Source organism: Paenibacillus kobensis NBRC 15729 (assembly GCF_004000825.1).
GTDB lineage: Bacteria > Bacillota > Bacilli > Paenibacillales > Paenibacillaceae > Paenibacillus_T > Paenibacillus_T kobensis.
In genome coordinates, this window is the sequence record NZ_BILZ01000003.1 from 139,920 (window position 1) to 166,780 (window position 26,861).

Annotated in this window: 23 protein-coding genes and 1 other RNA gene; 6 read left to right on the forward strand and 18 right to left on the reverse strand. The window is 46.6% G+C overall.

Annotation, left to right across the window (positions count from 1 at the left end; all coding sequences use genetic code 11):
• Positions 1–42: 42 nt before the first annotated feature.
• A complete protein-coding gene (locus tag PKO01S_RS03755; protein ID WP_127529957.1) occupies positions 43–1,008 on the forward strand; it encodes a helix-turn-helix transcriptional regulator in 966 nt (321 codons plus the stop codon).
• A gap of 315 nt (positions 1,009–1,323) precedes the next feature.
• Here PKO01S_RS03755 and PKO01S_RS03760 read toward each other — a convergent pair whose 3' ends face one another.
• The 3 genes from PKO01S_RS03760 to PKO01S_RS03770 all read right to left on the reverse strand — a co-directional run bounded on the left by PKO01S_RS03760 (position 1,324) and on the right by PKO01S_RS03770 (position 4,213).
• A complete protein-coding gene (locus tag PKO01S_RS03760; protein ID WP_246070428.1) occupies positions 1,324–2,019 on the reverse strand; it encodes an ABC transporter permease in 696 nt (231 codons plus the stop codon).
• A gap of 222 nt (positions 2,020–2,241) precedes the next feature.
• Positions 2,242–3,018, reverse strand: coding sequence for a formylglycine-generating enzyme family protein (locus PKO01S_RS03765; RefSeq protein WP_127530062.1), 777 nt, complete (start codon positions 3,016–3,018; stop codon positions 2,242–2,244).
• Positions 3,019–3,070: 52 nt separating this feature from the next.
• Complete coding sequence (locus PKO01S_RS03770; RefSeq protein ID WP_246070429.1) at positions 3,071–4,213, reverse strand: epoxide hydrolase family protein; 1,143 nt, start codon at positions 4,211–4,213, stop codon at positions 3,071–3,073.
• A gap of 123 nt (positions 4,214–4,336) precedes the next feature.
• Between PKO01S_RS03770 and PKO01S_RS03775 the strand changes: the two genes are divergently transcribed.
• A complete protein-coding gene (locus PKO01S_RS03775) occupies positions 4,337–5,230 on the forward strand; it encodes a LysR family transcriptional regulator (RefSeq protein ID WP_127529959.1) in 894 nt (297 codons plus the stop codon).
• A gap of 196 nt (positions 5,231–5,426) precedes the next feature.
• Here the strand turns inward: PKO01S_RS03775 and PKO01S_RS03780 are convergent, their stop codons facing one another.
• From PKO01S_RS03780 to PKO01S_RS03795, 4 genes are all read right to left on the reverse strand, one after another.
• Positions 5,427–6,305, reverse strand: coding sequence for an SDR family oxidoreductase (locus PKO01S_RS03780; RefSeq protein ID WP_127529960.1), 879 nt, complete (start codon positions 6,303–6,305; stop codon positions 5,427–5,429).
• A 46-nt stretch (positions 6,306–6,351) separates the two neighbouring features.
• Positions 6,352–7,332 (reverse strand): aldo/keto reductase, encoded by a 981-nt coding sequence (locus PKO01S_RS03785; protein ID WP_127529961.1) that lies wholly within the window; start codon positions 7,330–7,332, stop codon positions 6,352–6,354.
• Between the two features lie 86 nt (positions 7,333–7,418).
• A complete protein-coding gene (locus tag PKO01S_RS03790) occupies positions 7,419–7,877 on the reverse strand; it encodes a MarR family winged helix-turn-helix transcriptional regulator (RefSeq protein WP_127529962.1) in 459 nt (152 codons plus the stop codon).
• Between the two features lie 84 nt (positions 7,878–7,961).
• Positions 7,962–8,840, reverse strand: a complete 879-nt coding sequence (locus PKO01S_RS03795; RefSeq protein WP_127529963.1) for a LysR family transcriptional regulator — start codon at positions 8,838–8,840, stop codon at positions 7,962–7,964.
• A gap of 126 nt (positions 8,841–8,966) precedes the next feature.
• Between PKO01S_RS03795 and PKO01S_RS03800 the strand changes: the two genes are divergently transcribed.
• Positions 8,967–9,743 carry an MBL fold metallo-hydrolase gene (locus PKO01S_RS03800; RefSeq protein ID WP_127529964.1) on the forward strand — a complete coding sequence of 259 codons (777 nt, stop codon included), beginning with the start codon at positions 8,967–8,969 and terminating at the stop codon, positions 9,741–9,743.
• A gap of 463 nt (positions 9,744–10,206) precedes the next feature.
• Here the strand turns inward: PKO01S_RS03800 and PKO01S_RS03805 are convergent, their stop codons facing one another.
• The 3 genes from PKO01S_RS03805 to PKO01S_RS03815 form a co-directional block, all read right to left on the reverse strand.
• Positions 10,207–11,781, reverse strand: a complete 1,575-nt coding sequence (locus PKO01S_RS03805; protein ID WP_127529965.1) for an ABC-F family ATP-binding cassette domain-containing protein — start codon at positions 11,779–11,781, stop codon at positions 10,207–10,209.
• Between the two features lie 27 nt (positions 11,782–11,808).
• Positions 11,809–13,548, reverse strand: coding sequence for an ABC-F family ATP-binding cassette domain-containing protein (locus tag PKO01S_RS03810; protein ID WP_127529967.1), 1,740 nt, complete (start codon positions 13,546–13,548; stop codon positions 11,809–11,811).
• A 524-nt stretch (positions 13,549–14,072) separates the two neighbouring features.
• A complete protein-coding gene (locus PKO01S_RS03815) occupies positions 14,073–14,450 on the reverse strand; it encodes a hypothetical protein (RefSeq protein ID WP_127529968.1) in 378 nt (125 codons plus the stop codon).
• Positions 14,451–14,865: 415 nt separating this feature from the next.
• On the opposite strand from PKO01S_RS03815, the gene PKO01S_RS03820 reads away from it, so the two are divergent.
• Positions 14,866–19,380 carry a DUF7948 domain-containing protein gene (locus PKO01S_RS03820; RefSeq protein WP_127529970.1) on the forward strand — a complete coding sequence of 1,505 codons (4,515 nt, stop codon included), beginning with the start codon at positions 14,866–14,868 and terminating at the stop codon, positions 19,378–19,380.
• A gap of 138 nt (positions 19,381–19,518) precedes the next feature.
• Here the strand turns inward: PKO01S_RS03820 and PKO01S_RS03825 are convergent, their stop codons facing one another.
• Positions 19,519–20,160, reverse strand: a complete 642-nt coding sequence (locus tag PKO01S_RS03825; protein ID WP_127529971.1) for a hypothetical protein — start codon at positions 20,158–20,160, stop codon at positions 19,519–19,521.
• Positions 20,161–20,189: 29 nt separating this feature from the next.
• Between PKO01S_RS03825 and PKO01S_RS29720 the strand changes: the two genes are divergently transcribed.
• Positions 20,190–20,441, forward strand: coding sequence for a LysR substrate-binding domain-containing protein (locus PKO01S_RS29720; protein ID WP_407669625.1), 252 nt, complete (start codon positions 20,190–20,192; stop codon positions 20,439–20,441).
• A gap of 132 nt (positions 20,442–20,573) precedes the next feature.
• Here the strand turns inward: PKO01S_RS29720 and PKO01S_RS03835 are convergent, their stop codons facing one another.
• From PKO01S_RS03835 to PKO01S_RS03845, 3 genes are all read right to left on the reverse strand, one after another.
• Positions 20,574–20,933, reverse strand: coding sequence for a hypothetical protein (locus tag PKO01S_RS03835; RefSeq protein WP_127529972.1), 360 nt, complete (start codon positions 20,931–20,933; stop codon positions 20,574–20,576).
• 138 nt (positions 20,934–21,071) lie between these two features.
• Positions 21,072–21,437, reverse strand: coding sequence for a GHKL domain-containing protein (locus tag PKO01S_RS03840; RefSeq protein ID WP_127529974.1), 366 nt, complete (start codon positions 21,435–21,437; stop codon positions 21,072–21,074).
• A gap of 116 nt (positions 21,438–21,553) precedes the next feature.
• The gene (locus PKO01S_RS03845) at positions 21,554–22,450 is read right to left on the reverse strand and encodes a hypothetical protein (RefSeq protein ID WP_127529975.1); all 897 of its coding nucleotides are present in this window, start codon (positions 22,448–22,450) and stop codon (positions 21,554–21,556) included.
• Positions 22,451–22,576: 126 nt separating this feature from the next.
• Here PKO01S_RS03845 and PKO01S_RS03850 point away from each other — a divergent pair, with 126 nt between their 5' ends.
• The gene (locus tag PKO01S_RS03850) at positions 22,577–23,119 is read left to right on the forward strand and encodes a hypothetical protein (protein ID WP_127529976.1); all 543 of its coding nucleotides are present in this window, start codon (positions 22,577–22,579) and stop codon (positions 23,117–23,119) included.
• A gap of 271 nt (positions 23,120–23,390) precedes the next feature.
• Here PKO01S_RS03850 and PKO01S_RS03855 read toward each other — a convergent pair whose 3' ends face one another.
• The 4 genes from PKO01S_RS03855 to PKO01S_RS03870 form a co-directional block, all read right to left on the reverse strand.
• Positions 23,391–24,164 (reverse strand): hypothetical protein, encoded by a 774-nt coding sequence (locus PKO01S_RS03855; protein ID WP_127529977.1) that lies wholly within the window; start codon positions 24,162–24,164, stop codon positions 23,391–23,393.
• Positions 24,165–24,419: 255 nt separating this feature from the next.
• On the reverse strand, positions 24,420–25,688 hold the full coding sequence (locus PKO01S_RS03860) for a hypothetical protein (RefSeq protein WP_127529978.1): 1,269 nt from the start codon (positions 25,686–25,688) through the stop codon (positions 24,420–24,422).
• Positions 25,689–25,839: 151 nt separating this feature from the next.
• Positions 25,840–26,149: a transfer-messenger RNA gene (gene ssrA, locus PKO01S_RS03865) on the reverse strand.
• A gap of 263 nt (positions 26,150–26,412) precedes the next feature.
• Positions 26,413–26,817, reverse strand: coding sequence for a VOC family protein (locus PKO01S_RS03870; RefSeq protein WP_127529979.1), 405 nt, complete (start codon positions 26,815–26,817; stop codon positions 26,413–26,415).
• Between the last annotated feature and the right edge of the window lie 44 nt (positions 26,818–26,861).

The following is a 26,861-nucleotide window of genomic DNA, read 5'->3' on the forward strand; positions in this document are numbered from 1 at the left end:
ACGATAAATCATGTCAAAATATGATACTGTTTAGAGGGTCCGATGAAAAAAGTAGAACGGATTAACATCATCATGCGGTACATCAACAACCGCGCCCATTTTACCATCTCGGAAATCATGCATGAGTTTAACATCTCACGTTCAACGGCGATTCGAGATATCAGGGAAATTGAAGCAATGGGAATGCCTCTAGTCGCCGAAGTCGGAAGGGACGGGGGTTATTTTGTGATGAACAACTCCGTCCTGCCCACTGTCCGCTTTACCGATAATGAGATTAAAGCGCTTTTTATCGCCTTCATGGCCACACGAAATCTACAACTCCCTTATCTCAAGAGTCGTCACTCTTTAGCAGAAAAATTGCTCGGCCTCATCTCTCAAAACCAGCAAGATGATCTTGTTCTTTTAAATCAAATCTTGCTCTTCGAAGGTACCAACCCTCGCAATCCTGACCTGCTTGATCTGTCAGATTTGCCCCATCCTATGTTAGAACAACTCATTCAAACCCTTCTTGTAGACAGCTACTTAATGGTTACCGTCGAAGAAGGAAGGGATATCAAGGCTTATCCTATCTATCTCATGCGCCTATATCGTGAAAAAAGCTCTTGGCAAATCGAAGGCTTCGACCTGGAGAATGAAAAGAGGCGGATTATTCCTGTCGACAATCTCACCGATGTCAAACCATACCCCGAGAAAAAAAGAATAAGCAAGAAGAAGATTGTTGAACAACTAAGCAAGCAGGAAGAAGCCATCAACCTAGTCCTCGAACTTGGTCCTAAGGCGATTGCCCAGTTCAAAAAGTACCATCCATTAAAAATTACAATTTCGTACACGAATCCTTATCAAACCACGGCTATTTTAAAGACGTTCATCCATGTTCATCATCCGGATGAATTGGCAGAAATAATAAACTGGCTGCTTTTCTTAGGTGGAGATATTAAGGTCAGGGAGGTGCCCAAAGAGGTTTTGGAGGGTCTGCAGGAGAGAGTGAATGTTTTAGGTAACAAGTAATAGACCAGAACTACCGCCTGTAAAGCTCAATAAGTATACGTCAAGGCTGTGTTGCGAGGGTCAATCGTTGAGATTGTTACGATATGAAGGACCCGATGCAACTTGCCGTCACTTATGATTCGGTTCTCCGGTTCCTAGACCATAACCAGATTGCGCACAAGACAGCCAATCCGGCAGTACCGAACATGCTGAAGAAGGTATCCTGGTCCTTCGTAACCAAATACATTAGTCCGTGCGAGGCCGACGAAACGACGCAAATTAAAATAACCCATTTCAATACCTTGTTTATCATCCTGATTTTCTCCTCCCGTTCCGCTACTTTAGTACATCCACATGCTCGATATTACGAATCGACATATACGCGACGGCCACACCGAGGAGTGCCAGACCAATCGGTACCGCAATAATGGAGTATATGCTGAATCCGTCGACGTTCTGGCAGACGAACACCACCGCAATGAGTGACGACACGATGGTAGCCGCGCCGGAATGATTACGCATACCGAAGTACAGCGGAATCAAGCTTAAGAAGCTGGTCGCCAACGCACTCATAACGATCGTTACTAGCAATTTAATTGCAACGGACCACGTGAACGGCTCCGAAACAACGGACGTGAACAGATTCAATACATAGAAGCCAAGACCAACAAACAGGTTCCCCGCTATATCCGCAGTTAGCGTAAACAGTACGATGATGAGCAGCTTGGCTGCGATGAGCTTTTTACGACTGATTGGATACATGAACAACACCGTGATCGATTTATTGCGGAACTCGTCAATGACGAGCTGTGAAAGGAGTACCGCTGCGAACACAATGCACGTCCCCCGAACGAGCGTATCAATGATAGAGAACACCGTATCGTAACTCGCGAAAAGCTGCCCTTCTTCCTTCCCCTCTGTTAAACTAATGATGAAAATTATAGCTAAAATGACGACATTAGCGATCACCGCTGCCCTAATGTAATTCCCTATACGAAACTTACGCATTTCAAGCTGCATGAGCTTAAGCAACGACGCTACCCCCATTCAGGATGGACAAGAAATAATCCTCGAGTGAACCCTTTTTCTTATGAACCCCATCAATCTCGACATCGTGCAGCACCAGAATCTTCAGTTCAACGCTCAATGACTCCTTCGTTCTTTACTAGCTTTATCGTAAGCTCCGAATTCTGCTTTTTTCTTACCCGATCCTTACAAATTTCTTAAAGTATAAAAGCGATCCGTTCCGTGTTCTCAAAGTTTTGTAAGTGCTATTCTAAAACCAAGATCATCTATCTTGAAATCAGGCATGCTTTTCCTTCTACTCGTAGAACCACAGCTGTTCGCAACTTCAGCCCAACTGCCTCCCCGGAAGACTCTATAGTTCCCATATCTCTTCGTATCATATAGATCCCAGCACCATTCCCAGACGTTCCCAATCATATCAAAAAGCCCCCATGAGTTAGGAAGCAGTTGTCCGACTTGTTGAGCTGATCCATTGGAGTTTTCTTGATACCATGCAATTTGATCAATTCCTGCATACCGATATCCCGTGCTTCCCGCTTTGCACGCATATTGCCACTCCGCGTCTGTTAGTAATCGAAAGCCATCTGCTTCGTTGTTATATATCGTATTCTCACTTTCACTGGTGATGGTGTAGCATTCAGTCCTGCCAAATATTCTGGACAATTCGTTGCAAAAGACAAGCGCATCTAACCATGAAACCTCCGTGATCGGCAGGTTACGCGCATTCGGTTCTACTTCTTCTTCTCCATCGCACAATACAAATTGATACAAATGCTGTGTTACCGGATACTTCATTACATAGAAGGGTTCGATCGTTTCTGTCCATGTAATAACCTTTCTGTCCCTTCCGCTGCCAGGGTCTGATAACGTGTAATCCGAACTAAGCCATTTATTCATATTCATATAATCTCGCAGTTCAATGGTTCCGCCTTCTATTGATACCATCAGATTCATTATTTCTTTTAGAAAATGCTCTCTGTCACTTCCGTACTTTTGAATTGTCATCATAACCACCTCTCAATATCATACTGTATAGGATTCAGATATTTCCATATTACTACCTCCGAAATTGTCCAAAGAAGACCCGCAAGTCTTGAACCATCAGATTGGGAACCTCCATAGCGGCAAAATGACCCCCATGGTCGAATTCAGTCCAGTGAACGACCAAGTGTTCGCGCTCCGCAAGAGAGCGCACTGGCAAAGCCAGTTCGTAAGGAAGCACCGCCACGCCCATAGGAACAGGACATGGGCTTAAAACACCTTTCGATTTGAAGCTCTCGTAGTACAGACGGGCGGACGATCCCGCAGTGCCCGTTAGCCAATATAGCATGACATTGGTTAGGATCCGGTCATCATCTACCCGGCAAGCCGGATCGGTCCATTCCTGAAATTTCTCAACAATCCATGCCAGTTGCCCGACCGGGGAGTCGGTGAGCGCATAGGATAAAGTCTGCGGCCGGGTCGCCTGCAGTCTCATGTATCCCGCAGGTGCGGACCGGTAGCGCTGAGACCTCTCAAGCCTGTCCCGCTCCTCCTGGGACAGTCCGTTCGGATCGAAACCTTCAGCCGGAATGGTATGCAAATAGTTTAAATGCACACCACACATGTGCTCGTGGTCCACTTCGGCCAATGCCTTGGAGATGAAGGCCCCCCAATCACCACCCTGGGCGCCATATCGCTTATAACCCAACCGTCTCATCAGCTCCGCCCAAGCCCGGGCGACTCTGTTTACGTCCCAACCGGATTCCTGGGTAGGACCTGAGAAACCGAATCCGGGGATCGATGGGATGACCAAATGAAAAGCATCGGCCGGATCCCCGCCATGGGATCTCGGATCAACAAGCGGCCCAATCATGTCGAGGAACTCGACAATCGAACCTGGCCAGCCGTGGGTGAGAATAAGCGGCAAAGCATCATTTTCCGGAGAACGGACATGCAGGAAATGAATATTCGCCCCATCGATCGTTAAAGTATACTGTGGAAAGCTATTTAGCCAAGCTTCCTGTTTGCGCCAATCATACGAGTTGCGCCAATAGTCGGTGAGCTTCTTGAGATAGCCTAGCGGCACTCCGTAATTCCATCCTTCTTGTGCCAATTCGTCCGGCCAACGGGTTCGGCCTAGCCGGTCCTGAAGGTCGTCGAGCTCACCTTGCGCAATTTCGATACAAAACGGCTTTATTTCCTCATCGTATAAGTTCATTGAGATCATCCTTCCCTTTCTTGCCCTAATTTTACAAGCGAACAGGCATAAAGGATAATATAGGATAATAACAATACCACCAGCAATTCATTACATTAGAGATATGGGAAAGAGGCGTATCCCTTGGAACTTCTGCAATTGAAATATTTCCGCACGGTTGCGAGATTGGAACATATGACGAGAGCAGCCGAACAACTCCATATTGCACAACCCGCGCTCAGCCGGACGATATCCAGACTCGAAGAGGATCTGGGCGTACCGCTATTCGATCGCATTAACAGACAAATTCGTCTTAACGCATTCGGCAAAATCTTTCTGTCTAAAGTCGAATCGGCTTTATCCTTGCTGGAAGAAGGAAGAAAGGAAGTGGCGGAACTGGCGGGGCTAGAACAGGGGACGATCAGCATCGCTACAAGCACGTTAACCTGTCTCTCGCCTGCTATAACGGCTTTCCGGGAGAAATTCCCGAGCACCAGCTTCCGCATCAAACAAATTGCACCTGCCGAGTCGTACAGCATTGGAGAGCTTTTAGAACAGGGCATTATAGATCTCGGGTTTGGACCGTTGTCATTCCGAAAGCCCGGCATTCGTGAGCTTTCCGTGCTGCAGAACGATATCTTCCTGGCTGTGCCATGCGGCCACCGGTTGGAGAACCTAAGCAGCATTACATTGGACCAAGCAGCAGATGAGCCGTTCATCGAATACAAGACCGGGCATCCGTTCCGCCAAGTCAACGACGAAATCAGTAGCCAAGCAGGTATTCAGCGGACCATCATTGGTGAGGTAGATGAGCCCGCCGCATTGCACAGCCTCGTTCAGGCAAGTCTGGGGGTAGCATTTGTCCCGGGCTGCCAATGGAATGAAGTAACGCAATATACCTTGCTGCCCATCGAAGGGCGGGATCATAAACACGTCTTTTACGTATCATCGAACGAAGGGCGATATCTTTCCGAAGCCGCTCGCGAATTTCAGCATTTCCTTATCGAGTATTATGCCGATGGGCGAAGTCGAACGTAAGAAGGCCGCTGCATCGTATTACAAAAAAACGCAGTGAACAATAATAGTCCACGCCTGCCCTTTCCGCTAAATACCAAACGAAAGAGGCTTTTCCATTTGAAAGGAAAAGCCCCTGAACTGACACTAAAATTTTCTCCCTACTTAAATGTGCCAGAGCATCCAAACCTGGATGCCCTATTAGCATCTTCTAACGCAATCAACCTTGTCGATGAGAAATCGATTCCTGCAGTACCTCTCTAATATTCACCGGAGGTCGACCGATCAAATGAGCTAGAGTGGGATCGACTTGCGCGAAATCGCCCTGTCGGCTCGCTAGAAACATCCCCATCCGCATATTTACACTAGCTTCCGGTACACCTTGAGACAGCAAGCGGTCCCGAAACTCTTGGTCCGACACAACGATTCGACGAATGGTCCTCCCCAAGATCTCGGTAGCGATGGTCGCAATCCCTTCCATGTCAATAGCTTCGGTTGCCGTTAAATTGGGAGTCATGCCATCTAATTTCTGCTCGCTTATGATCGCCGCCGTAGCTTCGGCCAAGTCGGAGTGGACTGTCCAGGCAACCGGGCCGTCTTCAGGAGCGATCAATTCCCCTGTTTTTATGGCTCCGCCGATCAACATGAGTGCCGATGCAGCGTAATAGCCATTTCGGAGCGACGTGAAAGCCATACCTGAAGCTTTCAGCAGTTCTTCGGTAGCCGCGTGGTGAATCATGGGAGCGAAGTGCGATGTTGGGGAAGAGCCCATGTGACTTGTGTATAGCATCCTGCTAGCCCCTGCCTTCTTGGCCGCGTCAATCGCTGCTTGATGCTGCCGAATACCATGCGGGATACCTGCCTCGCCCATAATGCCGGTCGAAACGATGAGAACCTGCGACGCCCCCTCAAAAGCGTGATGCAGACTCTCGGCATCGTCGAAATCGCCCCGACGAACACGAACTCCGCATTCCTGAAGCTCTTGTGCCTGATTCGGTTCGCGGACGCTGACACCGATCTGTTCGGCAGGTACACGCTTAAGCAACTGCTCAACCACGGCCCGCCCCAATTTCCCGTTGGCTCCGGTAACGATAATCATAACAATGACATCCTTTCATTTTGTATGATTGTGTTGCCTGTACTCTTTATCCACGAATAGTCCTACCGTTTCTAAATTGCATATTGGGAAAAGAAGCGCCTGCGATCTCATGTTCCGGTATCGCCTCTTCAATCTCCCTGACATCATCTTCCGTCAGATGAATATCAAGTGACTGCAATGCATCTTGAAGATGCACCGGCGATACGGTACCAATGAGCGGTTTGATGTCTTTACCTTTGGATAATATCCAGGCAAGCGCCAGTTGGGATAACGTCATTTGTTTTTTTACGGCGATCTCACCCAGTTTCTTTGCCAGAGCAACATTTTTCTCTATATTCCCTTCAAAAAATAACGGGATGTAGCCGCCTTTGTTTTTTAGGATCCGCTCCTCTGTCCAGTTGCCGGCAAGAAGTCCATGAGCTACCGTCCCAAAAGCAACAACGCCAATCCCCAATTCCCTTGCCGTCGGCAAAATCTCTTTCTCGATGCTTCGGTTAAAAAGCGAGTATTCGACTTCCACCAAGCTGATCGGATGCGTGGCATGCGCTCTTCTCAACGTCTCTGCATCGACCTGGCTGACTCCGATCTGCTTGACATATCCGGCCTTAACCAATTCGGAGATGGCGCCGATCGTTTCTTCAACAGGGATACCCAGATCGATTCTTGCGGGCTGATAAAGATCAATACAGTCAAGATTGAGGCGTTTGAGCGAATAGGCGAGATAGTTCTTAACATGCTGGGGGGAGACATCCAGTCCGTACAAGGAGCCTTCGAGCGTATTCAATGCCCCGAACTTCAGCGATATAAAATATTGATCCCGCTTATACCCCTTCAGCGCTTCGGCGATGACCATCTCGCTTCGGCCTGCACCGTAAAAATCTGCCGTGTTGAAATGATTTATGCCACTCTCGAAAGCGGCATGAATCGTGGCAATTCCAGCGCTTTTGACCGTCTCATTGACATTTGACATATGACCGCAACCGAGTCCGATTCTGGATAGCTCCAGTCCGTTTTGTTGATCCTTCATATCAGGACACCTCCTGAATTTGATTTCACAAATCATGTAGACGTCTACTTATCTGTTTAAAAAAACAACCTAAGAATATGGCAAATTCATCGCTTTGACAGTTGCTTTTCGACGTTTTCAAAAGCACGGGTCAGCAGAGAGGCAAACATGGCTTTTTCGGCGTCCGACATCCCTTGCGTGATCAAATCTTCCGATTCAGAGAAGGCGTCACTCCTCTCGCTAAGAAATTGCTTCGCTTTGGCCGTTACTTCAATTCGGAGATTGCGTCCGTCGGCAGGATTGCTGCTGCGCGTAATAAATCCGGATTTCTCCAAACCGTTCAATAAGTTTGTAACAGACGGACCGCTCAGAGCCATTGTTTCTTCAAGGAACTTCCGGTTGATCTCTATATGCTCCTCTATGGATTGATGAATATGCGACAAAAGAATCGCTTGCGAGCTATTCAAACCATGGTCCTTCAGAAGCTGGTCGATGATCTCCCGAACCCTTTGCGCGATAAGTTTAGTGTAAAGGCTATAGGGGTACATCTCGAAAACACTTGGCATAGGTTTCTCCTTGGATTCGTGTAGATGTCTACACTATAAATTCGTTTCCTAATTTTGTCAAGAGCCAAAACCGAGCCGCATTGTCTATAAGTCATGTAACTCTTGCTTCAACCAATTAAATAGATTAGCCCCGGTCGGAGTGAGCGAAGAGGCCCTGCACGCCAGTCCGATGAGCATATCGACGGAGGCGCCAAGCAGCGGACGTACTGTCAGCCCTTCTGGAACCGGATGCACGATGAACGCAGGAACTAGAGCGATTCCGAATCCGTTTTGAACAAACGGCTTCATCGCGGTCATACTTCCGACCTCCATTGTATCCATGGCTAGAACTCCTGACTCGCGTAAAACCATTTCAATCTTCTTGCGGTAGGCGCAGGATTCGGATGTGACCAAGAGCCGATAACCCTGCAGGAGCCCTGGCTCAAGCGCCGCATACCCGGAAAGCGGGTGATCATCGGGCATAAGGACGACAAACTCTTCATGAAAGAGCGGCTGAAAATAAAGCTCGGAGCCCACATTCGGTGAGGAACAAATGGCAAAATCAATTTTTTCTTGCAGTAATGACTCCAGTAAGACAGAAGTGCCCGCGATCATTTGGGAAATCCTCACCTTCGGATATTTGTCCGAGAACGGCTTCAACAAAGCAGGCATTCTGAAGCTCGCGGTCGGCTCCATCACGCCGATTCTGATTACCCCTGACTCCCCGGTATGCAGATCCGTCAGACTCGTTCGTAGTTGCTCCATCCGTTGCAAGATCTCTTGGCTTTGTTCGTAGAACACCCTTCCCGCTTCCGTCAGCCGAATTTTCTTTCCCCTTTCGATCAACCGGATGCCCAAGTCAGCTTCGAGTTTCTGGATTTGCGTCGTCACCGTTGATTGCGCATAGTTCATTTCCTCGGCGGCCCGATTAAAGCTTCCATGCTTTATGATCCATTGGAAGGTTCTCAGTGCATTGATGTCCATGATCTCACCCCGCTCACTCATAATTCATTAATTCTGAACTAACTATTCACTATATTCAATTATACAAAATTATCTCTTTCCATTACACTCTTTTCTGAGGGAATACTTTGAGAAAGGATGAGTGCCTTGATCGTTACGAAACTGCCCTGGGCAGGAGTTAAAGTAGAAATCGGAACGACACGCATCGCCATCGATCCGCTGTACAATTTTCCACCAAGATACGAACGTTCGCATGAACCGCTCTATCCGCTGGATGTGTTCGGAAAGGTGGATGCCGTCCTAATTACCCACCATCACCCCGACCACTTTGATCCGGAAGCAATTGCCCGATTCTACGGAGAAGAGATACCTGTCTACTTGCCGGTAGAATCGCTCAAATTGATCGGAGATACACCGCTGAAACAACTTTACGGTATGGAGCTCGGCCAATCCATTCGAATCGGTTCAGCGAAAGCTATCGCGGTCTTCGCCATGGATGGATTCGGAGACCCGCAAGTCAGTTGGGTTGTGGAGGGTGGCGGAAAAAGGCTGATTCATGGCGGCGATACGCTATGGCATGGACACTGGTGGAATATTAAGAGCGTCCACGGTCCGTTCGACATCGCCTGCATGCCAGTCAATGCCGCCATTGTCGAGTTCCGCGGCAACCCTCCAAGCGGCCAACCCATCACGCTTGGACCTGAGCAAGCCGTTGCGGCAGCGTATGTATTGGGGGCGAAGACGCTTCTGCCGATTCATTACAGGACGATTCACCAGCCGCCTCTTTACTGTGAAACGCCCGATCTACCGGAGCGGCTTCACGCAAGTGCGGCGGAGCGCGGCATAAAGTTGGCGCTTCTCGACACTCACGATTCTCTCGACTTGTCGGGCGATGCGGAAGCTATTGAACAAGTACGCCAATGAAGGATTGAACATAAATAGCCCCCACCTACCGACGGGAGCGAATTTTGGGTGAACCGTTGCTGGTTTTTGATCATACGGCAGTGTGTCACTTATGATAAGGCTCCCCGTAACAAAAATCAGGGCACTCAACAATATTGCCCTGATTTCGTCGAAAGGGGTTAAGTGCGGTGAACTTACACTGGTGAATGACATAACAATTACCACTTAATAGATTACTATATTCAATTCGACATCTTTTTCAGCCAAGCTCTTCATAAAAGTCTTCGCTGCTTTATTCACTCTTGCCCCCAGTTCATTTCATCTATTTTTTCTCTACCATTCTAATTATCTTTTAGGATCAGTACATTGATTGTCGCAAAAAACTTCATTTAATGTCTGTCAGTGGTGACTGACATCATCTTATCCTGTATTATGATGGATGCCAAAAGTAAATTTAAATAACAGTTTCCTTTTGCGTAATAGCCTACAAGCTCTGTTCGGTCACTCCCGTTACCGGATCGAAGGTCAGCATCTTGGTCCCGATCTTATCGATGAAGAAACGATCATGGCTTACCGTAATGACCGCGCCGGGAAAATGGATCAGAGCTTGCTCCATGACCTGTATGCTCGTGAGGTCCAGATGGTTGGTCGGCTCGTCCAGGATAATAACGGCTGCACCCGAGAGAAGACACTTAGCCAGCGCCACCCGAGCTTTCTGCCCGCCAGACAGATTGCCGATCGCCTTGCTCAGATCCGCCTCCGAGAATTGCAGCATAGCTAGGAATTTGTTCACCTTTTTGCGCGGAGCGTCCAGTCCCAATCCATACGTATTCACCGCGTGGCTGACGGTATCCTTAGGATCAAGTCCCTCCCACATCTGGTTGAAGTGGGCATAGTTAATGCCCTTCTCCCAGACAACCTGCCCGGAATCCGGCTTCTCCTGCCCGGTAAGCGTCTTAATGAGCGTGGACTTGCCGCTTCCATTCGGACCCACGATGACCAAGCGATCTTCCTTCTGAATATCGAAGCTAACGTTCTCGAAGATCCGCCGCCCCTCGTAAGTTTGCCCGATCTGCTTCACCTCGCATAGCTTGTCCGGGAAGCGCAGTCTCTCGTAGATATCGGTAATCAGTACGTTAACGGGATGAGGCTCGATTCGCTTCTTATTATCCGCCAGCTTGCGCGAGAGACGGTCCTTGGCACCAGACTTCTTGCTTGCACGATCGTCGATCGCCTCAGATTCCATAAGAAGCAGCTCTTCTTCCCACTCGAACTGGCGGTCCAGCTCCTTCTTACGCATTTTCTTCTTACGGATGTAGTCGGTGTAGTTGCCTTCGTATTCTTGAAAATGATAGTTCTCGATCTCGATCGTACGCGTCACGACCTTGTCGATAAATTGCCGGTCATGCGACACCAGAATCATGGCTCCCTTGAATCGGTACAGCCACTGCTCCAGCCACGCGATGCCTTCTATATCTAAGTAATTCGTAGGCTCGTCGAGCAATACGACATCGGGTAGCTCGATTAACATCCTCGCGAGCGCCGCACGGTTACGCCATCCTCCAGACAGCTCATCAATCGGCTGATTGCGGGATCTGTCATTAAACCCTAGCTTCGTAAGCACCGTATTAATCTCGACGGAAATGTTCCAGCCATCGAGATGATCCATCTGTTCGAACAACTCCGCTTGCCTTGCAAGCAGCGCATTCATCTCACTATCGTCGGTAACCCCGCCTAGTTTATCTCCGACCTCTTGCAGCTCCCGTTCAATAAGGGCAACCTGTTCGAAGCAGGCTTCCAGTTCTTGCTGAACGGACAGACTTCCTCTCAGTTCCGAGAATTGCGAGAAATATCCGATTCTCACATTCGGATCAATATCTACCTTGCCGGACGTCGGCTCTTCTAGACCCATGATGAGCTTAAATACCGTAGACTTGCCGGCGCCGTTCCGTCCGATCAGACCGATACGCTCCCCCTGCATAACACGAAAATATATATCTCGAAAGATCATGGACTCTTCATACTTCTTCGTGACGTTCTCCAAACGTATCACACTCATGGCTATCACCCTTCTGGTTTCAACGCTCTAAAGCAACTTAATCAGCTCTTCTAGCTCATCTACCAATCCTTTTGCAAGTTCAAAATTAGTATCTTTTAAAGCCAATTCTATTTTCATTTCAACTGATTTTTTCTTTTGTTCTGTTTCTAAATAGTCTTTATCGAAATGACTGGCATAAATCATCTGCTTAAATTTTCGCATAGCCATTTTTCTGATCGTCTTATCCTCAATGATTAAAACATAATCCATCCCATTTACAACGGAATAAAAATCATGAGAAATCATGAGAATCGCGCCTTGATATTCTTCAATGGCTTTCTCCAGCGCTATTTGTGTATAGGTATCTAAATGGCTCGTCGGTTCATCAAGAAGTAATACGTTTGCTTTACTGGCAGAAACTTTAGCTAATTGAAGGATGTTTCTTTCTCCGCCCGATAAAGATTGTATCTTCTGATTAACGGTTTCTCCTTCAAAGCCATAATCGGCAAGATACAATCTGGCCTCATCATAAGTTTTAAACCCCGCATCGATGAATTCTTCAAGTATTGTATTGGAATCCTTCAGCACTTCTCCTTGAAGCTGAGATAAATAAGCCACTTTAACATCAGCATTTATTTCAATAGAACCATGATTATTTTTATAGATGTCTCGGAGTAAGGTCGTTTTTCCGGTACCGTTTGGACCGATAATGGCCACTTTATCCGTTGATTTTATCTCAAAGTTAACATTGTCTAGCAGCAGCTCATCAAAGGCAACACTATAATTATTGACATTTACAACAATAGTGTCTTCCAGTTCATGATCCATACCGAAATGGATATTAGGCTGCTTAATATCAACGAATGGCGCTTTAATTCTACGAGCTTCCAATCTTTCTTGAAACCGAACTCTAGCCTTTAATGCTCTCCCTCTTGATGCATCTGAATTATAAGTTGCGATCGCTCTTAGATTATTAATGATATTGTCGTATCTCTCGATTTCTTCATGTTCAGCGACTGCGATTTCTTGCAGCTCAATTTTTGTCTGAAGCAATGAGAAGTTATACTCCATATAACGCCCATCAAACTCTTGAATCTCCGTGTTTTCAAGGTGAATAATTTTGTTGAAACAATGATTCAATAGATAACGGTTGTGCGTTACAACTAGCAGCATACCTTTGTGAGTATTAATAAGTTTTTTAAGCGCATTTAGGTTTTCGAAGTCTAGGAATACATCGGGCTCGTCCATAATCATAAGGTCAGGACGATTAAGCATTTCCCTCATCACTTGAATAAGTTTGAATTCCCCGCCACTCAGGTCAGATACCTTATGATCTCTTCGCTTCATGAGGTTTGCTAGATTGAGCTGCTTATGAATGTGACTTTCAACATCATCCCCACCTATCGCATCAAACGCGTCTAAAGCTAATTGATACTTTTCCAGTAGCGGTTCTATATCTGATGAGGTTTCCATTTCCGTGCAAATGGATTGGATTTCGCTTTGAATCTTTATGAATTGTTCCCCTATATATTCAAATACGGTTGTTTCTTTCGTGTTGTCTAGTTCTGGGAACTGACTTACATATCCAATTGTGCATTGGGGGTCCATCTCTAATTTGCCGTCGAACAGATATCTTTCTGGGTCCATCAGAATATCTATCAATGTACTTTTCCCACTGCCGCTCGTTCCTATAAAAGCGCAATGTTGTCCTTCTTCTAACGTAAATGAAATGTTGTTATACAGTTCTTTTTGTGGAAATGAGAAGGATAAGTTTTCAACCTTTATCATCGTAATACCTTCCTTTTAACTAAAATAGTGATTATCACCGTAACATTTGCCGTAGTCGGTGGATTCGCAATACGCCACAGCACAACCGCCGCATCTACTGGCGACACATTTAGCTGGGATGCACTGACCTTCGCCTCCCGCTGCTTTTAGTATACCAAAACACATACTTGCTGACCGACGAATCCCTTTCAGACCTGATGAACCGCTTGAGCACGGCTTTCGATACAGGAATGTCCATGATGGCCAAAGGAATTCTGAAATTCATCAAAGGGTTAAGCGCCGAATCATTCGCCATGGTTATTCCGTATTCAACCCGGCAGATCAGTTATCAGACTATATCTCAGAAGAATCGAAGAAGCACCGGATACTTGTGATAAGGTTCACCGTATCATCTCTATAGAGCGAAATCGAAGGCACCCGATTGGGTGCCTTCCTTTATCAGTTTAAGTATTCCCAACCTCACTGTTTACATTATTCCTTCTCCATAAGCAACTTCCAGTCCGCCTGTTCCCTATAGACAGCCCCTATGCCTTCCCTGCACTTATGTTGCTAAAGTAGTACTGGCCGTCTTGTTCTTTAATGAAAATTAGATCTAGTCCATATCGATTGCCTTTTGGGTCATACCAAAAGACATGGACTTCATTTGGATTATTCTTCGCAGCTTCAAATGTGAAATCGCCTAGTTTCTGTCCAATCACATACATTTTTTGTGCAATTGTCATTACCTTATCTGTATCGTATTCATCTGAATGATTAATTTTAGTATTCAATTGGACATCTTTTTCAGCCAAGCTTTTCATAAAAGTCTTCGCTGCTGCAAGTGAATTTTCATTCTCACCACGGCAGGACGTCAACCCTATTATCATCAAGATCAAAGCTGAATTTATCCAAAATTTATTCACTCTTGCCCCTCAGTTCATTTCATCTGTTTTTTCTTTACCATTCTAATTGTATTTTAGGATCAGTAGATTGATTATCGCAAAAAACTTCATTTTCAACAGTTTATTATTAATGGAAAATACCCTCTCTACGGATAGTCCCAATCGCTTGATTAACAGAACGCCGATGATGCGTTCTTCCATCAGTTCCGTCGGTCAGCGGCAGCGCATGAACGCTACCGTCTCTCAGCTGTGTGCCGATCCGCCTGTGCCACACTTTTTGCCCTGCTTGTGATACGGCTCCGCGTATCATCTATATCACGGAACCGGGAGTAGGAAGCAGGCAGTTTAGCACTCGAAACAGCCGTTGCGCATAACCTGTGAGAAATACCTAGCTTGCGGAGGGGATGACACTTTGAATACTGTGAAAGGAGGCCCCTTGAGAAGCATACGCCCCTATGAGAGGCTTCCTCTGTTATTCGCTCGCAACGCCGGCCAATTTCGGCCGGAAACGCAATACTTGGCGCAAACTGTCGGTTTCCACTGCTCGCTTGAGAAAGACCGTGTGCGTCTTACATGGTTCCGGTCTGAACGGATGCCGCACGGCGAGCGCTTAATGGAAGGCATTGCTCTGGACATGCTCTTCGGAGGTTGCAGCGATGCCTGCAGGATAGAAGGGGGTCTCCTTGAGGAAGGCAAATTCAATTATTTTCAGGGCAACGATCCGGACCGCCATTACGCGAAGGTAGACGTACACCGCTTAGCGGCCTACCGGGAGCCATGGCCGGGCATTGACGTTGAGATTCGGGGAGAAGAAGGGACGCTTAAGTTCGACTGGATCGTAAGCCCCGGAGCCAGAATCGAGGATATACGGCTGAGATACGAAGGGGCTGACTCGCTCGAGATCGACGAGGAAGGACGGCTCCTCATCGTCATCGGGCAAGAAATCATAGTCGATCGGTGTCCAGTCGTTTATCAAGGTGATTCCGACGCGCCTATGCAGATCGATTGCCGTTACTCGCTTGGACACGGCGAGAACGGCGAGAGATGGGTTGGCTTCGAGCTGCTTGACGAATACGACAAGACGCTTTCTCTCGTGATCGACCCCGTCATCGAGTATTCGACTTTTCTTGGAGGGACGGGCGTGGAGGAGGGCATCGCGATTGCGGTGGACGACATCGGTCAAGCCTACGTGACGGGGAGCACGCTGTCCACCAACTTTCCCGTGACGCCGGGAACCTTCAGTTCCATGCGTACCGGAACCGCCGAGGATTTCTTCGTCACGAAGCTGAATACGACCGGTACGAACCTGATCTATTCCACTTATATCGGGGGCAGCGCGCGCGATATCGGCAGAGCCATCGCCGTCGATCGTGCCGGATGCGCTTATGTGACCGGCACCTGCCTCTCTGGCGATTACCCCACGACACCAGGTTCGTTTATGCCGGCACCGGCTTCGGCGAGAGCGCACGCAGTCGTCACTAAGCTCGATCCAAGCGGGAGTTCTCTCGTGTATTCGACTTTTGTCGGCGGCACCGGATCAGACAGCGGATATGGTATCGCCATAGATGCCTTCGACAATGTCTATCTCGCCGGACAGACAGATTCAACGGACTTTCCTACGACTCCGGGAGCATTCAAGACGACCAACCCCAGCGGTATTCCAATCAGCTTTATCACGAAGCTGAACGCTCAAGGATCGGCGTTAATCTACTCGACGTACTTGGGCGGTAACGGAACGACCGACATCAGAGGAATCGCCGTAGACAGCACGTTTCATGCCTACGTTACCGGCGCAACTGTAGCAGCTAACTTCCCGACAACACCCGGCGCCTTCCAGGTCACTCGCAAAGCGGGTATAGATGGCTTCGTCACGAAATTGAATCCCACCGGAACGGGCTTGGTCTACTCTACCTTCCTCGGCGGGACGCTGAACGACACGCCCAACGCGATCGCAGTCGACGACGAAGGCAACGCATACGTGACGGGGCCGACCAATTCGGCGGATTATCCGACGACGCCAGGGGCGTTCGTCTACTCGGTCGTCGATCGAAATACGATGTTATTCATCACCAAGCTTAATACGACCGGAAGCCAGTTAATCTATTCCTCGCTCGTCGGCGGCGTCGGCGCTGTCAGGCCGACCTCGATTGCGCTTACTTCCTCCCGCAACGCCGTCGTCACGGGGGAGACGACCTCGACGGATTATCCGGTAACATCAGATGCCTTTCAATCTACCTTCAACGGCTCTTCGGATGCATTCGTCATGGTTCTCGATCCGCTCGGCTCTGCGCCGCAATATTCCACGTATCTGGGCGGAAGCTCGACCGACATTGGCAATGGCATCGCGGTCGATCCGGCGGACGCCATCTATGTGATCGGGCAGACCTTCTCCAACAATTATCCTACGACGCCTGGCGTGTTCCAGCCCGTGCGCAGAGGAATCGACGCCTTCGTCACGAAGCTCGGCAATCCGGTCAACTTGAACGTAAACAAATTGCCCAATCGGTCCGAAGTCAGGCCGGGAGAAACCATCGTCTTCTTCATCGAAGTGACGAACGACATCGTCTCTCTGACGAACGTCACGATCGAGGATCCGCTCCTGGGATTTATCACCTCTCTCCCCGAACTGCGGCCTTTTGAGACCCGGATCTTCGAGATTCCATTCTCCATTCCGCCGACTGAACCGCCGGGAACGATCGTGAATGAAGTATTCGTGCGAGCGGCTCAGATTCCGGACCCGATTCGAGCGGAATCAACGATTCTCGTCGCCCAGCAGCCCATTCTCAACGCGGTTAAGACCGCGAGTCCCTCCGCCGCCATTCCGGGTGAGACGGTTATCTTCACGATTACCTTGTTGAACGCGGGCAACATCGATCTGGTCAACGTCAGAATCATCGATCCACTGCTCGGCTTGGATCAAGTCATCGACATTCTTCAAGTCGGAACCAGCTATGCGATTGATTGGCCGTTCGTTATCCCGCAAGGACAACAGATCGGTCTCACGATCGCGAACGCCGTGATCATTACCGCCGACAACTTGCCCGTCCCCGTTACGGCCGGAACGGTTGTGGAAGTGCTGCCCGCGCCGCGGCTGGAGCTCTTCAAGACAGGAGACCGGAATGTCATCGCGCCTGCGGAGACGATCGTCTTCACGATCGTCGCGGCAAACACGGGAAACGAGACGTTAACGAACGTGGCCGTATCGGATGACGTCGTGGGGTTGAATGCGACGGTTCCGTCACTCGCGCCCGGAGAGCGTGCGACGTTCCAAACCTCCTTCGTCGTCCCGCTCGAGACGCCGCCGGGCGAATACACGAATACATCGTCCGCGGTCAGCGATCGGACGGAAGCCGTATTCTCCAGCTTCTCCGTTACCGTGCTCGCGGTTCCAAGGCTCGGCATTCGCAAAGTGCCTTCGGTCGAAGCAGCGACGATCGGAGAATCCTATTTCTATTCCATCGCGGTAGCGAATTTCGGCAACATCCCCTTGACGCAGGTCCGATTGTCCGACCCGCTTCTCGGCTTCGACCGAGTCGTAACGCGCATGGAGGTCGGGGAGATCGTGCAGATCGACCTACCGTTCACGATTCCGGCGGGGACCGAAGTCGGATCGCGCATCGTCAACGTGCTCTCCGCCGATGCATTGGAGCTCGGCCTGCAACAGGTGGAATCGATTGTCGAAGTGACGAGCGCGGGACTTGCGATCGCCAAGTCGCCGGACAAAAGCTTCGCATCGCCGGGCGAGACAGTGAACTACACGTTGGAGGTTAAGAACCTGCTGGCAGCACCGCAGACGAACGTCGTACTGACCGACCTGATTCTCGGGTTTAACGAGACGGTCGCGAGCGTGCCCGCGGGAGGCATGATTACCCGCATCGTCGCCTTCGTCGTCCCTGCCGACGCTGCGAACGGCAGCGTAATCTTGAACGAGTTCGCCGTCTCTTCCGATCAGACGCCCAGGCAGCGGACGTCCTCTAAACTCGTCGTCCGAATCGTTCCAGCCCCCGGTTCGACGACGCTGGCCGTTCGCAAGCTTCCCGATCGGGACGTCGCTCAGCCAGGCGAGACGGTTCGTTATACCGTGGAAATCGAGAATACAGGTTCGATTCCGGCCACGGGAGTCGTCGTCCTGGATTCGCTGACCGGCGGATCCGCGACCATTCCGGTCATCGCACCAGGCGATGTCTCATTCGCGTTCTTCACGTATACGGTTCCCACCGATACCGTTCAAGGCACGGCCATCCCGAATCGCGCGACGGCGATATGGAACGAGCTGCCGCCCGACGTCACGAGCGAATTCGGCGAAGCCCGCATCGTGGTCGCCAGCCCGAGATCGTTGCTCGAACTATCCGCGACGGCAACTCCGGAGCTAGCGGACCCTGGGCAGACCGTTACGAAAACGATCGCCGTGCGCAATCGTTCCGCGATGGCGTTAACGAACGTTCGCGTCATCGATCCCTTGCTTCGGTTCAGCGCCGTTATTCCCGAGCTCGGACCCTGTGAATTCAGGGAATTCGTCCTGCTATACGAGGTTCCGGCTGACTCGAAAGGCGCCACGGTTTTCCTCAATCGGTTCGCCGTATTCTCCGACCAGACGCCGTTACAGCTAAGGAGTCTGCCGATCGAAACCAAGTCGCTTCCTAACGCGCGCCTAACCCAGACCGTCGACCGATCGGAAGGCCAACCCGGCGAGAAGGTCGTTTTCACGATTCGAGTAAGGAACACCGGCAACGTCGACTTGCTGCAAGGCGTCCTGACCGCACCGTTATTGAACCTTCGTCTCGGCTCCGCCGTCTTCGATGTGAACACAGACGTAACGATCCGTATTCCGTTCGTGCTTCCGATGGTAGACGAGGACACAGTCTTGACGAGTCGTGTGTTCACTTCGTCCTCTAACGGGCCGCGGCTTGAAGCGACCGCCGTCGTTCACGTCATCGTAGATGAAGAATAGTGGTATCATAAATACCGCCTAAATAAACACCTCGGGGCAGCTTGACTCCGAGGTGTTTATTTTTTATATTTCGTTCTATTTATGGTGCGGTTCTCCGTATCGTCTATAACATCATGATTAGAGTAATCACTCGCTATACTACGTTCGGAATTGCCTGAAGAAGACCCGCAGGTCTTGAACCAATAGATCAGGAACCTCTATAGCGGCGAAATGGCCCCCTTGGTCAAATTCAGTCCAGTGAACAATGGAGTGTTCGCGTTCCGCAAGAGAACGCACAGGCAAAGCGAGTTCGTAGGGAAGCACTGCCACGCCCATAGGGACAGGGCACGAGCTCAATACATCCTTCGATTTGAAATTCTCGTAGTACAGACGGGCGGACGATCCCGCGGTGCCCGTTAACCAATACAACATCACATTGGTTAGAATTCGATCATCATCCACCCGACAAGTCGGATCAGTCCATTCCCAAAACTTTTCGACGATCCAAGCCAGCTGCCCTACTGGAGAGTCCGTGAGCGCGTAGGACAATGTTTGCGGCCTAGTCGCCTGTAATCTCATATACCCCGCGGGGGCAGATCGGTGCTGCTGAGACTTCTCAAGCCTGTCTCGCTCATCCTGAGACAGCTCTATCGGGTCGAAATCCTTGGATGGCATTGTATGCAAAAAATTTAAATGCACGCCACACATATGCTCGTGATCCACTTCGGCCAATGCCCTAGAGATGAATGCGCCCCAATCGCCGCCTTGGGCACCATATCTAATATAACCCAACCTTCTCATCAGCTCCTCCCATCAGTCGCAGAGCGGGGATCAATCGGAACATCATTTGCGAAGTGGATGAGCCCGCCGCTTTGCACGGACTGGTACAGACAGGTCTAGGGGTTGCATTTCTTCCAAAATGCAAATGGAATGAAGTAAAGCAATATACCTTACTGCCTATCGAAGACACGGATAACAAACACGTCTTTTATATATCATGGAATGAAACACGATATCGATCTGAAGCTATGCGCGGATTTCAGCATTTCCTTCTCGAATATTATGCTGAAGGTATGAAGTGACCGCATCCCTCTGATCCAATAAACAATCATCGGCATTACAACAAAAAACGGCTCCTCGCTCGAGGTGCCGCTTGCGGGCTATCATTATTGCTTGTTTTGGCTGCACCGATAATCCGTTTTTTCGGAAAAATTTTAGAAGTAATTATTATTTAAGTATCTAGATGAGCTGAATAAAGAAGGAAGCGGTAAACTGTTTAGTCCGTAATACGGGCTGTACGTTTGTCCTCCATAGCTTCCATAAATACTTGGCATTAATAAATTGCTATAAATGGAGCTGTTGGCTCCGGATGCACCCATCGCTTGCCAAATATTATTGTTTTGCATCGTCAGAGCACTTGTTTTAGCATATTCCGTCGACAGTTCCTTTGTTGTCTCATTTAAAACTTCCTGGAACGATTTTTTCTGTGCATCCGTTAAATTTAATTTCGGATTAGATACAACGGTGGACATATATTTATGTATGGCTAGATAGTTGTTCGCATAAACCGTCATGAATTTACCTCCTTTTAATTACTTATAGTTAATGATCGGCATCAGATATTTTTCTTGTTCCGACCTGCATGAATGACGTTTTATTTGTTATGAAAATAAAATACTCCTATAAAAGAGTCTTCATAGGAGCAAGCGGGTCTATCTTTCAGCTGTTAAGTGCAATATAATCGTTAATTCAAAAAACCGTTCATTCGTTTCGATCTGCACATCCCCATAATATTTCGCCGCAATATCACGAATGATTTGTAATCCAAAGCCTTCATGATTGGCTTTAGTGGACTTCAGCTCGCCATTACGCTCTTTAATTGGTGTGCGAATTGGGTTTTTTATTATGATGAGGTAATTGGATTTGTGCTGCAAAGAAGAGATTTCAATAATTGCCGGTATATCCGACGTTGCAGCGATTGCGTTGTCCAACGCATTGTGAAGCAAGATACATAGGTCGTAGACATCGCACGCAGCGAATTGCGGATACGTAAGTGTGCTGACACTCTTGATAAAAATTCTATACCCTTATATAGCGCAAAAGGATAGAGAATCAAAATTCTCTATCCACTCGCATTATTATATTTTCACGCTACCTATAACCCTTCTTTTACCAATTAAAAGGCAACTTACATTTACCAAACCTTACTTACACGCTCTGCATGCAAATCCCAGATGTCTCCGTTTTCTTTTACAAGGAATGTAGGCACTCCCGCACTTTCAAATAATAATGGTCTCTTTAATACCAATACCACCTCATACAATATGTTACAAACATCCGAATCAGTCGCCTCGGTGCGTTGAATTGAACGATTCACGCACAAGTAACCTTCCTTTACACGTATTTGCATTTTCTCTTTGCGCTTTCCATCCTCCATCTTAATTAGGTACACCTCAGTAGCTTCGCCAACTGGTGTTTTATTAAGAAAAGCTGTTAAATATCCAGTAATATCTCCTCTTTTATAGACTTGTTTATACTCTTCAACATATGTATTCTTCTCTTCCTCTAAAATGTGCTGTATCGTTAAGCATTCGACGGATAAACTAACTTCCGAATTTAGAAGTTTAATATATCCAAAAACATTTTTAATAAAAGGCTCTACAACAAATATATCTTTGTCACTAAACTTCACCCTTTTTTTCACTTCGCTTCTAATATTAAAAGACAATACGTATTCCCTTGTTAATAATTTGTAGTAAACTAATTCGTTAATTGTATCAACTAAGAATAATACCACAGCATTTTGAGTTACTTTTTCTTTTACAACGTTGAATACTTTCGTGTCGCAATCATAGAAATAATTATTATCATCCCCGAAGTTCTTGGGTAAGCCTTTAATCTGCACATCCACAGTTACTCTTTCAAATTCATTTACCAATATCGTTAATTGCCCATCGAGATTTGCTCTTTTATCCATTTCGCTAAAATACGATTTAATCATATTGTTTTTCTCAACGGCTCTTTTAGCAATATTTACAGCATTGCTCTCCTTAAAGCTATTCTTATCTACTTTACCTAAGTTAATATCCATACTCCCCCTCCATATTTCACGCTAGTGTTGTCAAAAATAAATAAAGTTGTAGACTGGAAAATAAATTGTTAGACTCGGAATATAAAGTTGTAGGCTGACGATGCTTCAAAAATGGAGGACTATTTGATGAATACTACTAATACACCCAAAGAAATAGACGATTCCGTAATTAACTTCTGTAAGTCCATTACACCATACTCATTACCTGAGTATATACAATTACGCCCTGAATCATGGTGTATACCAAACGAGTGCTATAATAATGTGAAGCAGAAGGTTGGGAAACATGGTGGCAAGAGACAGTTGGGTTGGAGGATTCAAGTTATGCCTGACCCTTATCCTAAATTCATGATTGAAGCAGTCCATCATGCTATATGGATTTCGGAGACTGGTGAAAAAATAGATATTACGCCACAACCAGCTTCTGCGAACAGAATAGTTTTTGTTTCAGACGATTCAACTAAGCTTGGAAAGTATAGAATTGGAGAAAAGTATCATGCATTGCTAAGCTGTCCAATAGTTAATGAGTACGTGCGACTTTGCAATTTAGAGAGTACGAAATATTTAAGCAAAACTGAGTTAATCAAAACCCCTAACATTCCATCAGAACTATTAATGAAGCAGAGGGAGTTGCTAGGGCAAATAATCAGGAAGCATGGCGGGAAATAGGTAATTATGATTTATTTCACAATTCTCAGTTTACTACTTTATTATTTCTGAATCATAACTGTTTGCAATATGTAGACCCTCTGCATAATCTATTGAAACGAACATCATCTTCATTGAATATGTATAACTACAATATACAACAAATTATGGGCTAACACGAGCAAGGCAAAAACCCGACCTCATGCGGTCGGGTTTTTCGTGGTGGAGGCGAAGCGTGGCTGTGCAAAACCTCAATTCGCCGAAGCTTGATATTAGAATATTTCAAATAAATTTAATCCAAATCAACATTACCATATCGATCATGAATTCTATTGAGAATTAATTCAGCCTCTTCATGGTTTACTAATGAGCACTGTTTTAAATGTAGTATGATGTTCTTCATTCTCTTGGCATACTCTACATGACCGGTATCCGGTATATCTGGTGATTCATCATCAACTTCATCAATTAACTTATTGATTTTCTCTCTAATCATTGTGAGCAGATTCTTTCCCTCGATTAACATCCTTAATTCTTCTATTCGAAAAGAAAGTATAGGAACTCTATGCTTGTTAAATATCTTCTTTCTTTTCCCTTCCCCAAAACGCCAGCCACTTCCACCAATCCCATTTATCGAAAAGAAAATACCCGTCTTTGATTCACGAACAGGCAATAGCTCAGCAAGTTTAGCTACCATACCAACATCCACACTACTCCGAGCTTTATTTTTACACTCACATATTACTTTTGGAAACATATACATCTTCATAAACTCGTTTATACCTACATCAGACAATGCAACTTCGACATCAGTCTCGTTATCGGCTACCCTAAGATTTTTCTTAACAGAAGCCCCTTGAAACCTCTTAAAAAGAAATACAACAAAATCCTCTAAAAGTGCTCCTTTTTCTTGATTTCTATTCACCCAAGTTTTTGACTCTTCAATTTTATCAATGAACGAAGTAACCCTGTTACATTCCTCCGGTTCAAGCGGCTTCCAAAAAAAGTTGTCATCTAGTCTTTCCAATACTTCCTTTAAATCTGAGAAATCCTTAATATCCATCATAGTTTCCTCTTGAATCCGACACGGACATTCTTGTAGTCCAATTTTGAATCACAATATACACAATGATCTTTTTGAGATTTGTAAAAACTCTCCGCATCTTCAAAAAAAGTAACATGCTGTTCCTCATCATTTGTACAACCTACAGCGAAAATCATTTGAAGGATACCCTCGTTCACCAATTCAATAAGGACCTGTTCTGCAGATTGTACGTCCAACTGACTACCAATTGACAACTTTGTTTTAGTAATAACATCACTAGGACGAAGCGAGAGTAGTTCTTTCGTTACATTCATCAATACGGAACTCGGTAGTTTGAATTTCATCGCGATATTGGTTAAGTCTACGGATGACAATGTCCACCACCTCTTCCTCAATGAAAGTATTTGTACCCCTAATTAAGTACGCATCTAAGGACTGTTCTACTAAGAATTTATATGGACGATCATCACGTCTAAAGTTAATGCCCAGCAGGTCAATATGACCATCACCTCTGGACCTCTTTGCAACCTGTGCAGCTGATCCGAATAAGCTGTAATCTCTTGATTCAACATCAATTGTATGATTAAGACCATCTGAACGTTGTCTGTAAATTTCAAAGTTTTCTGAATCCTCTTGAACAACGCCATACTTCTCAACCAATTGAGCCTCAAATGAAACTTGAATATCTTGAACCAGTTTCATTTGCATCGCATTATCTTTAATAGGATCCAGACCGGCCTCAACCAAAAGATCAGAGGCAAAATTCACTATCTTATCCTGCAGATTAAACGAATGCTCAGTAATGACAGGGTTATTATGATGGGTAGCTTCTTCCACAAACCGACTAAGTGCCTTTGGAATCCAAGACGGCGCTGTTATCTTAATATCCCCAATGTACGATTTTAACGTTAGAAAAAACATTTCAGCTATTGAAGACCAGTCAGACCGCTTAACTTTCACAGTTCCATTAACATGTTCAAGGTTAGCAGTGGGATTAAATATTATTTTACAATCATAACTCTCGCTTGAAACTACACAATGAGTGAAGAATATTTTTTTAAACTGCCTTGCGCTGCCGTCAATTCGTTTTCCGTTAACAACACATGGTGCTACAAAAGAGAAAGTATACTTATTGTTTACTTGATCTTTATGTATACCAACCAAGTTTATGTCGGTTAGATTCGACATTACTGCATCTAGGTTTTCCGATTCATTCTCTGGATTAATATCTCTTAAATCCAAATTAATTAGGTCATGTCTGTTATCATAGATTTCCTTTAATAATTCAGCTTGCGGTTTATCTTTTAGGTTATATACAAATGTGTAATTATTTCCATCAATTTGATGATGTATATACCAATCATAAAATGCCTCTTGGGAAATGGATGAAAACAATACTCCTTTATCATTTACTGCATCGTAAAGTATCTTCGCCATCGCTTTTCCCGATGCCATTTTCTTTATCTTATATTTATCAAATAGTATATGATAATGTTTGTGTTGAGTATACATCTCGAGGAATTTATTAATGTTTTCCCAGTTCATTTTATTCCCCCCACGTAAAACTAATTAGCTCTCTTATATTATACAGATCCCCAGACAATTTTTCCATAATTTAGTTCAGGAATTCGATATTTGTGAATATACGAAGCAAGCATTGCAAAAATCCAATACCTCATGCGGTAGTGGATTTACATGGTGGAGGCGAGCGGAGTTGAACCCCTGTCCGAAGACCTCGCCACGCAACTTTCTACGGGTATAGTGACAGATTTGATGTCACCCTAGAAACTCGCTGTCATAGGATTCCCTTTGGGTTCAGCCTGATTGTCTTCTTCAGTTAGCCCCAGGCGGATACTAGATAGCGTATCCCACTGAAGTTGAGCCTCTATCCCGCCAATGGGCAATGGAGAGTCGTTTAATAGGCTTTCCGCGTTGATGAAGCAGTTGCAGCCCTACTACCGGCTTATTGCGTTCAAACAGTCCCCGTCGAATCCATAATCGCCCCCAAATTAGAAAGGTGAAACTCAATTTTTGTAGACATTTTGTCTACAAAAAAGGCTAAACTGAGAAGGGTTAAAACCTAATCTCTACATTTAGTCTACAATTTGACTATCTGTAAGACTTCAACTCGCATGGTTACAAGATTCTTTGTCCAAAACGGACGAGAGTTGAACCACTGTCCGAAGAATTACGCCTATTTCGCCCTACTTATGGTACGATTCAGCGGTTTTCTGTAACGGCAAGCTTGAAGGCCATCCTTTACTGCCCCTCAATGCCTACCACTTAATCGTTTAATCGCATCCTCGGTCACCGGCTCGAAGAGATTAAGAAGGTTGCCGTCGGGATCGCGGAACAGCATGGAACGGTTCCCCCACGGCATCGTGGTCGGTTCCTGTACCCAATTATCGACAAACGCCTTCAAGCGCACATATTCGGCCTCGACATCGTCCACGCGGAACTCAATAATGACAGTGCGATTATTGGCCGCCACCGCGGAATCGGCGCCGAATAGCTGCGTCGTCTGAGAGTGGCCGATTGCAAGGGTGCATGATGGCATAACGAGTTCGGCAAATACAGGCGCGGGTCGCTCCGCCGAAACCCCCATGACTTTCTCATAGAACTCGACGAGACGATCCACGTCGTCGGTAATGATGCGTACAGAAGTGAAATTCACAAGATATCATCCTTCCTGTAATCATAGGTTATTTTACATCTACA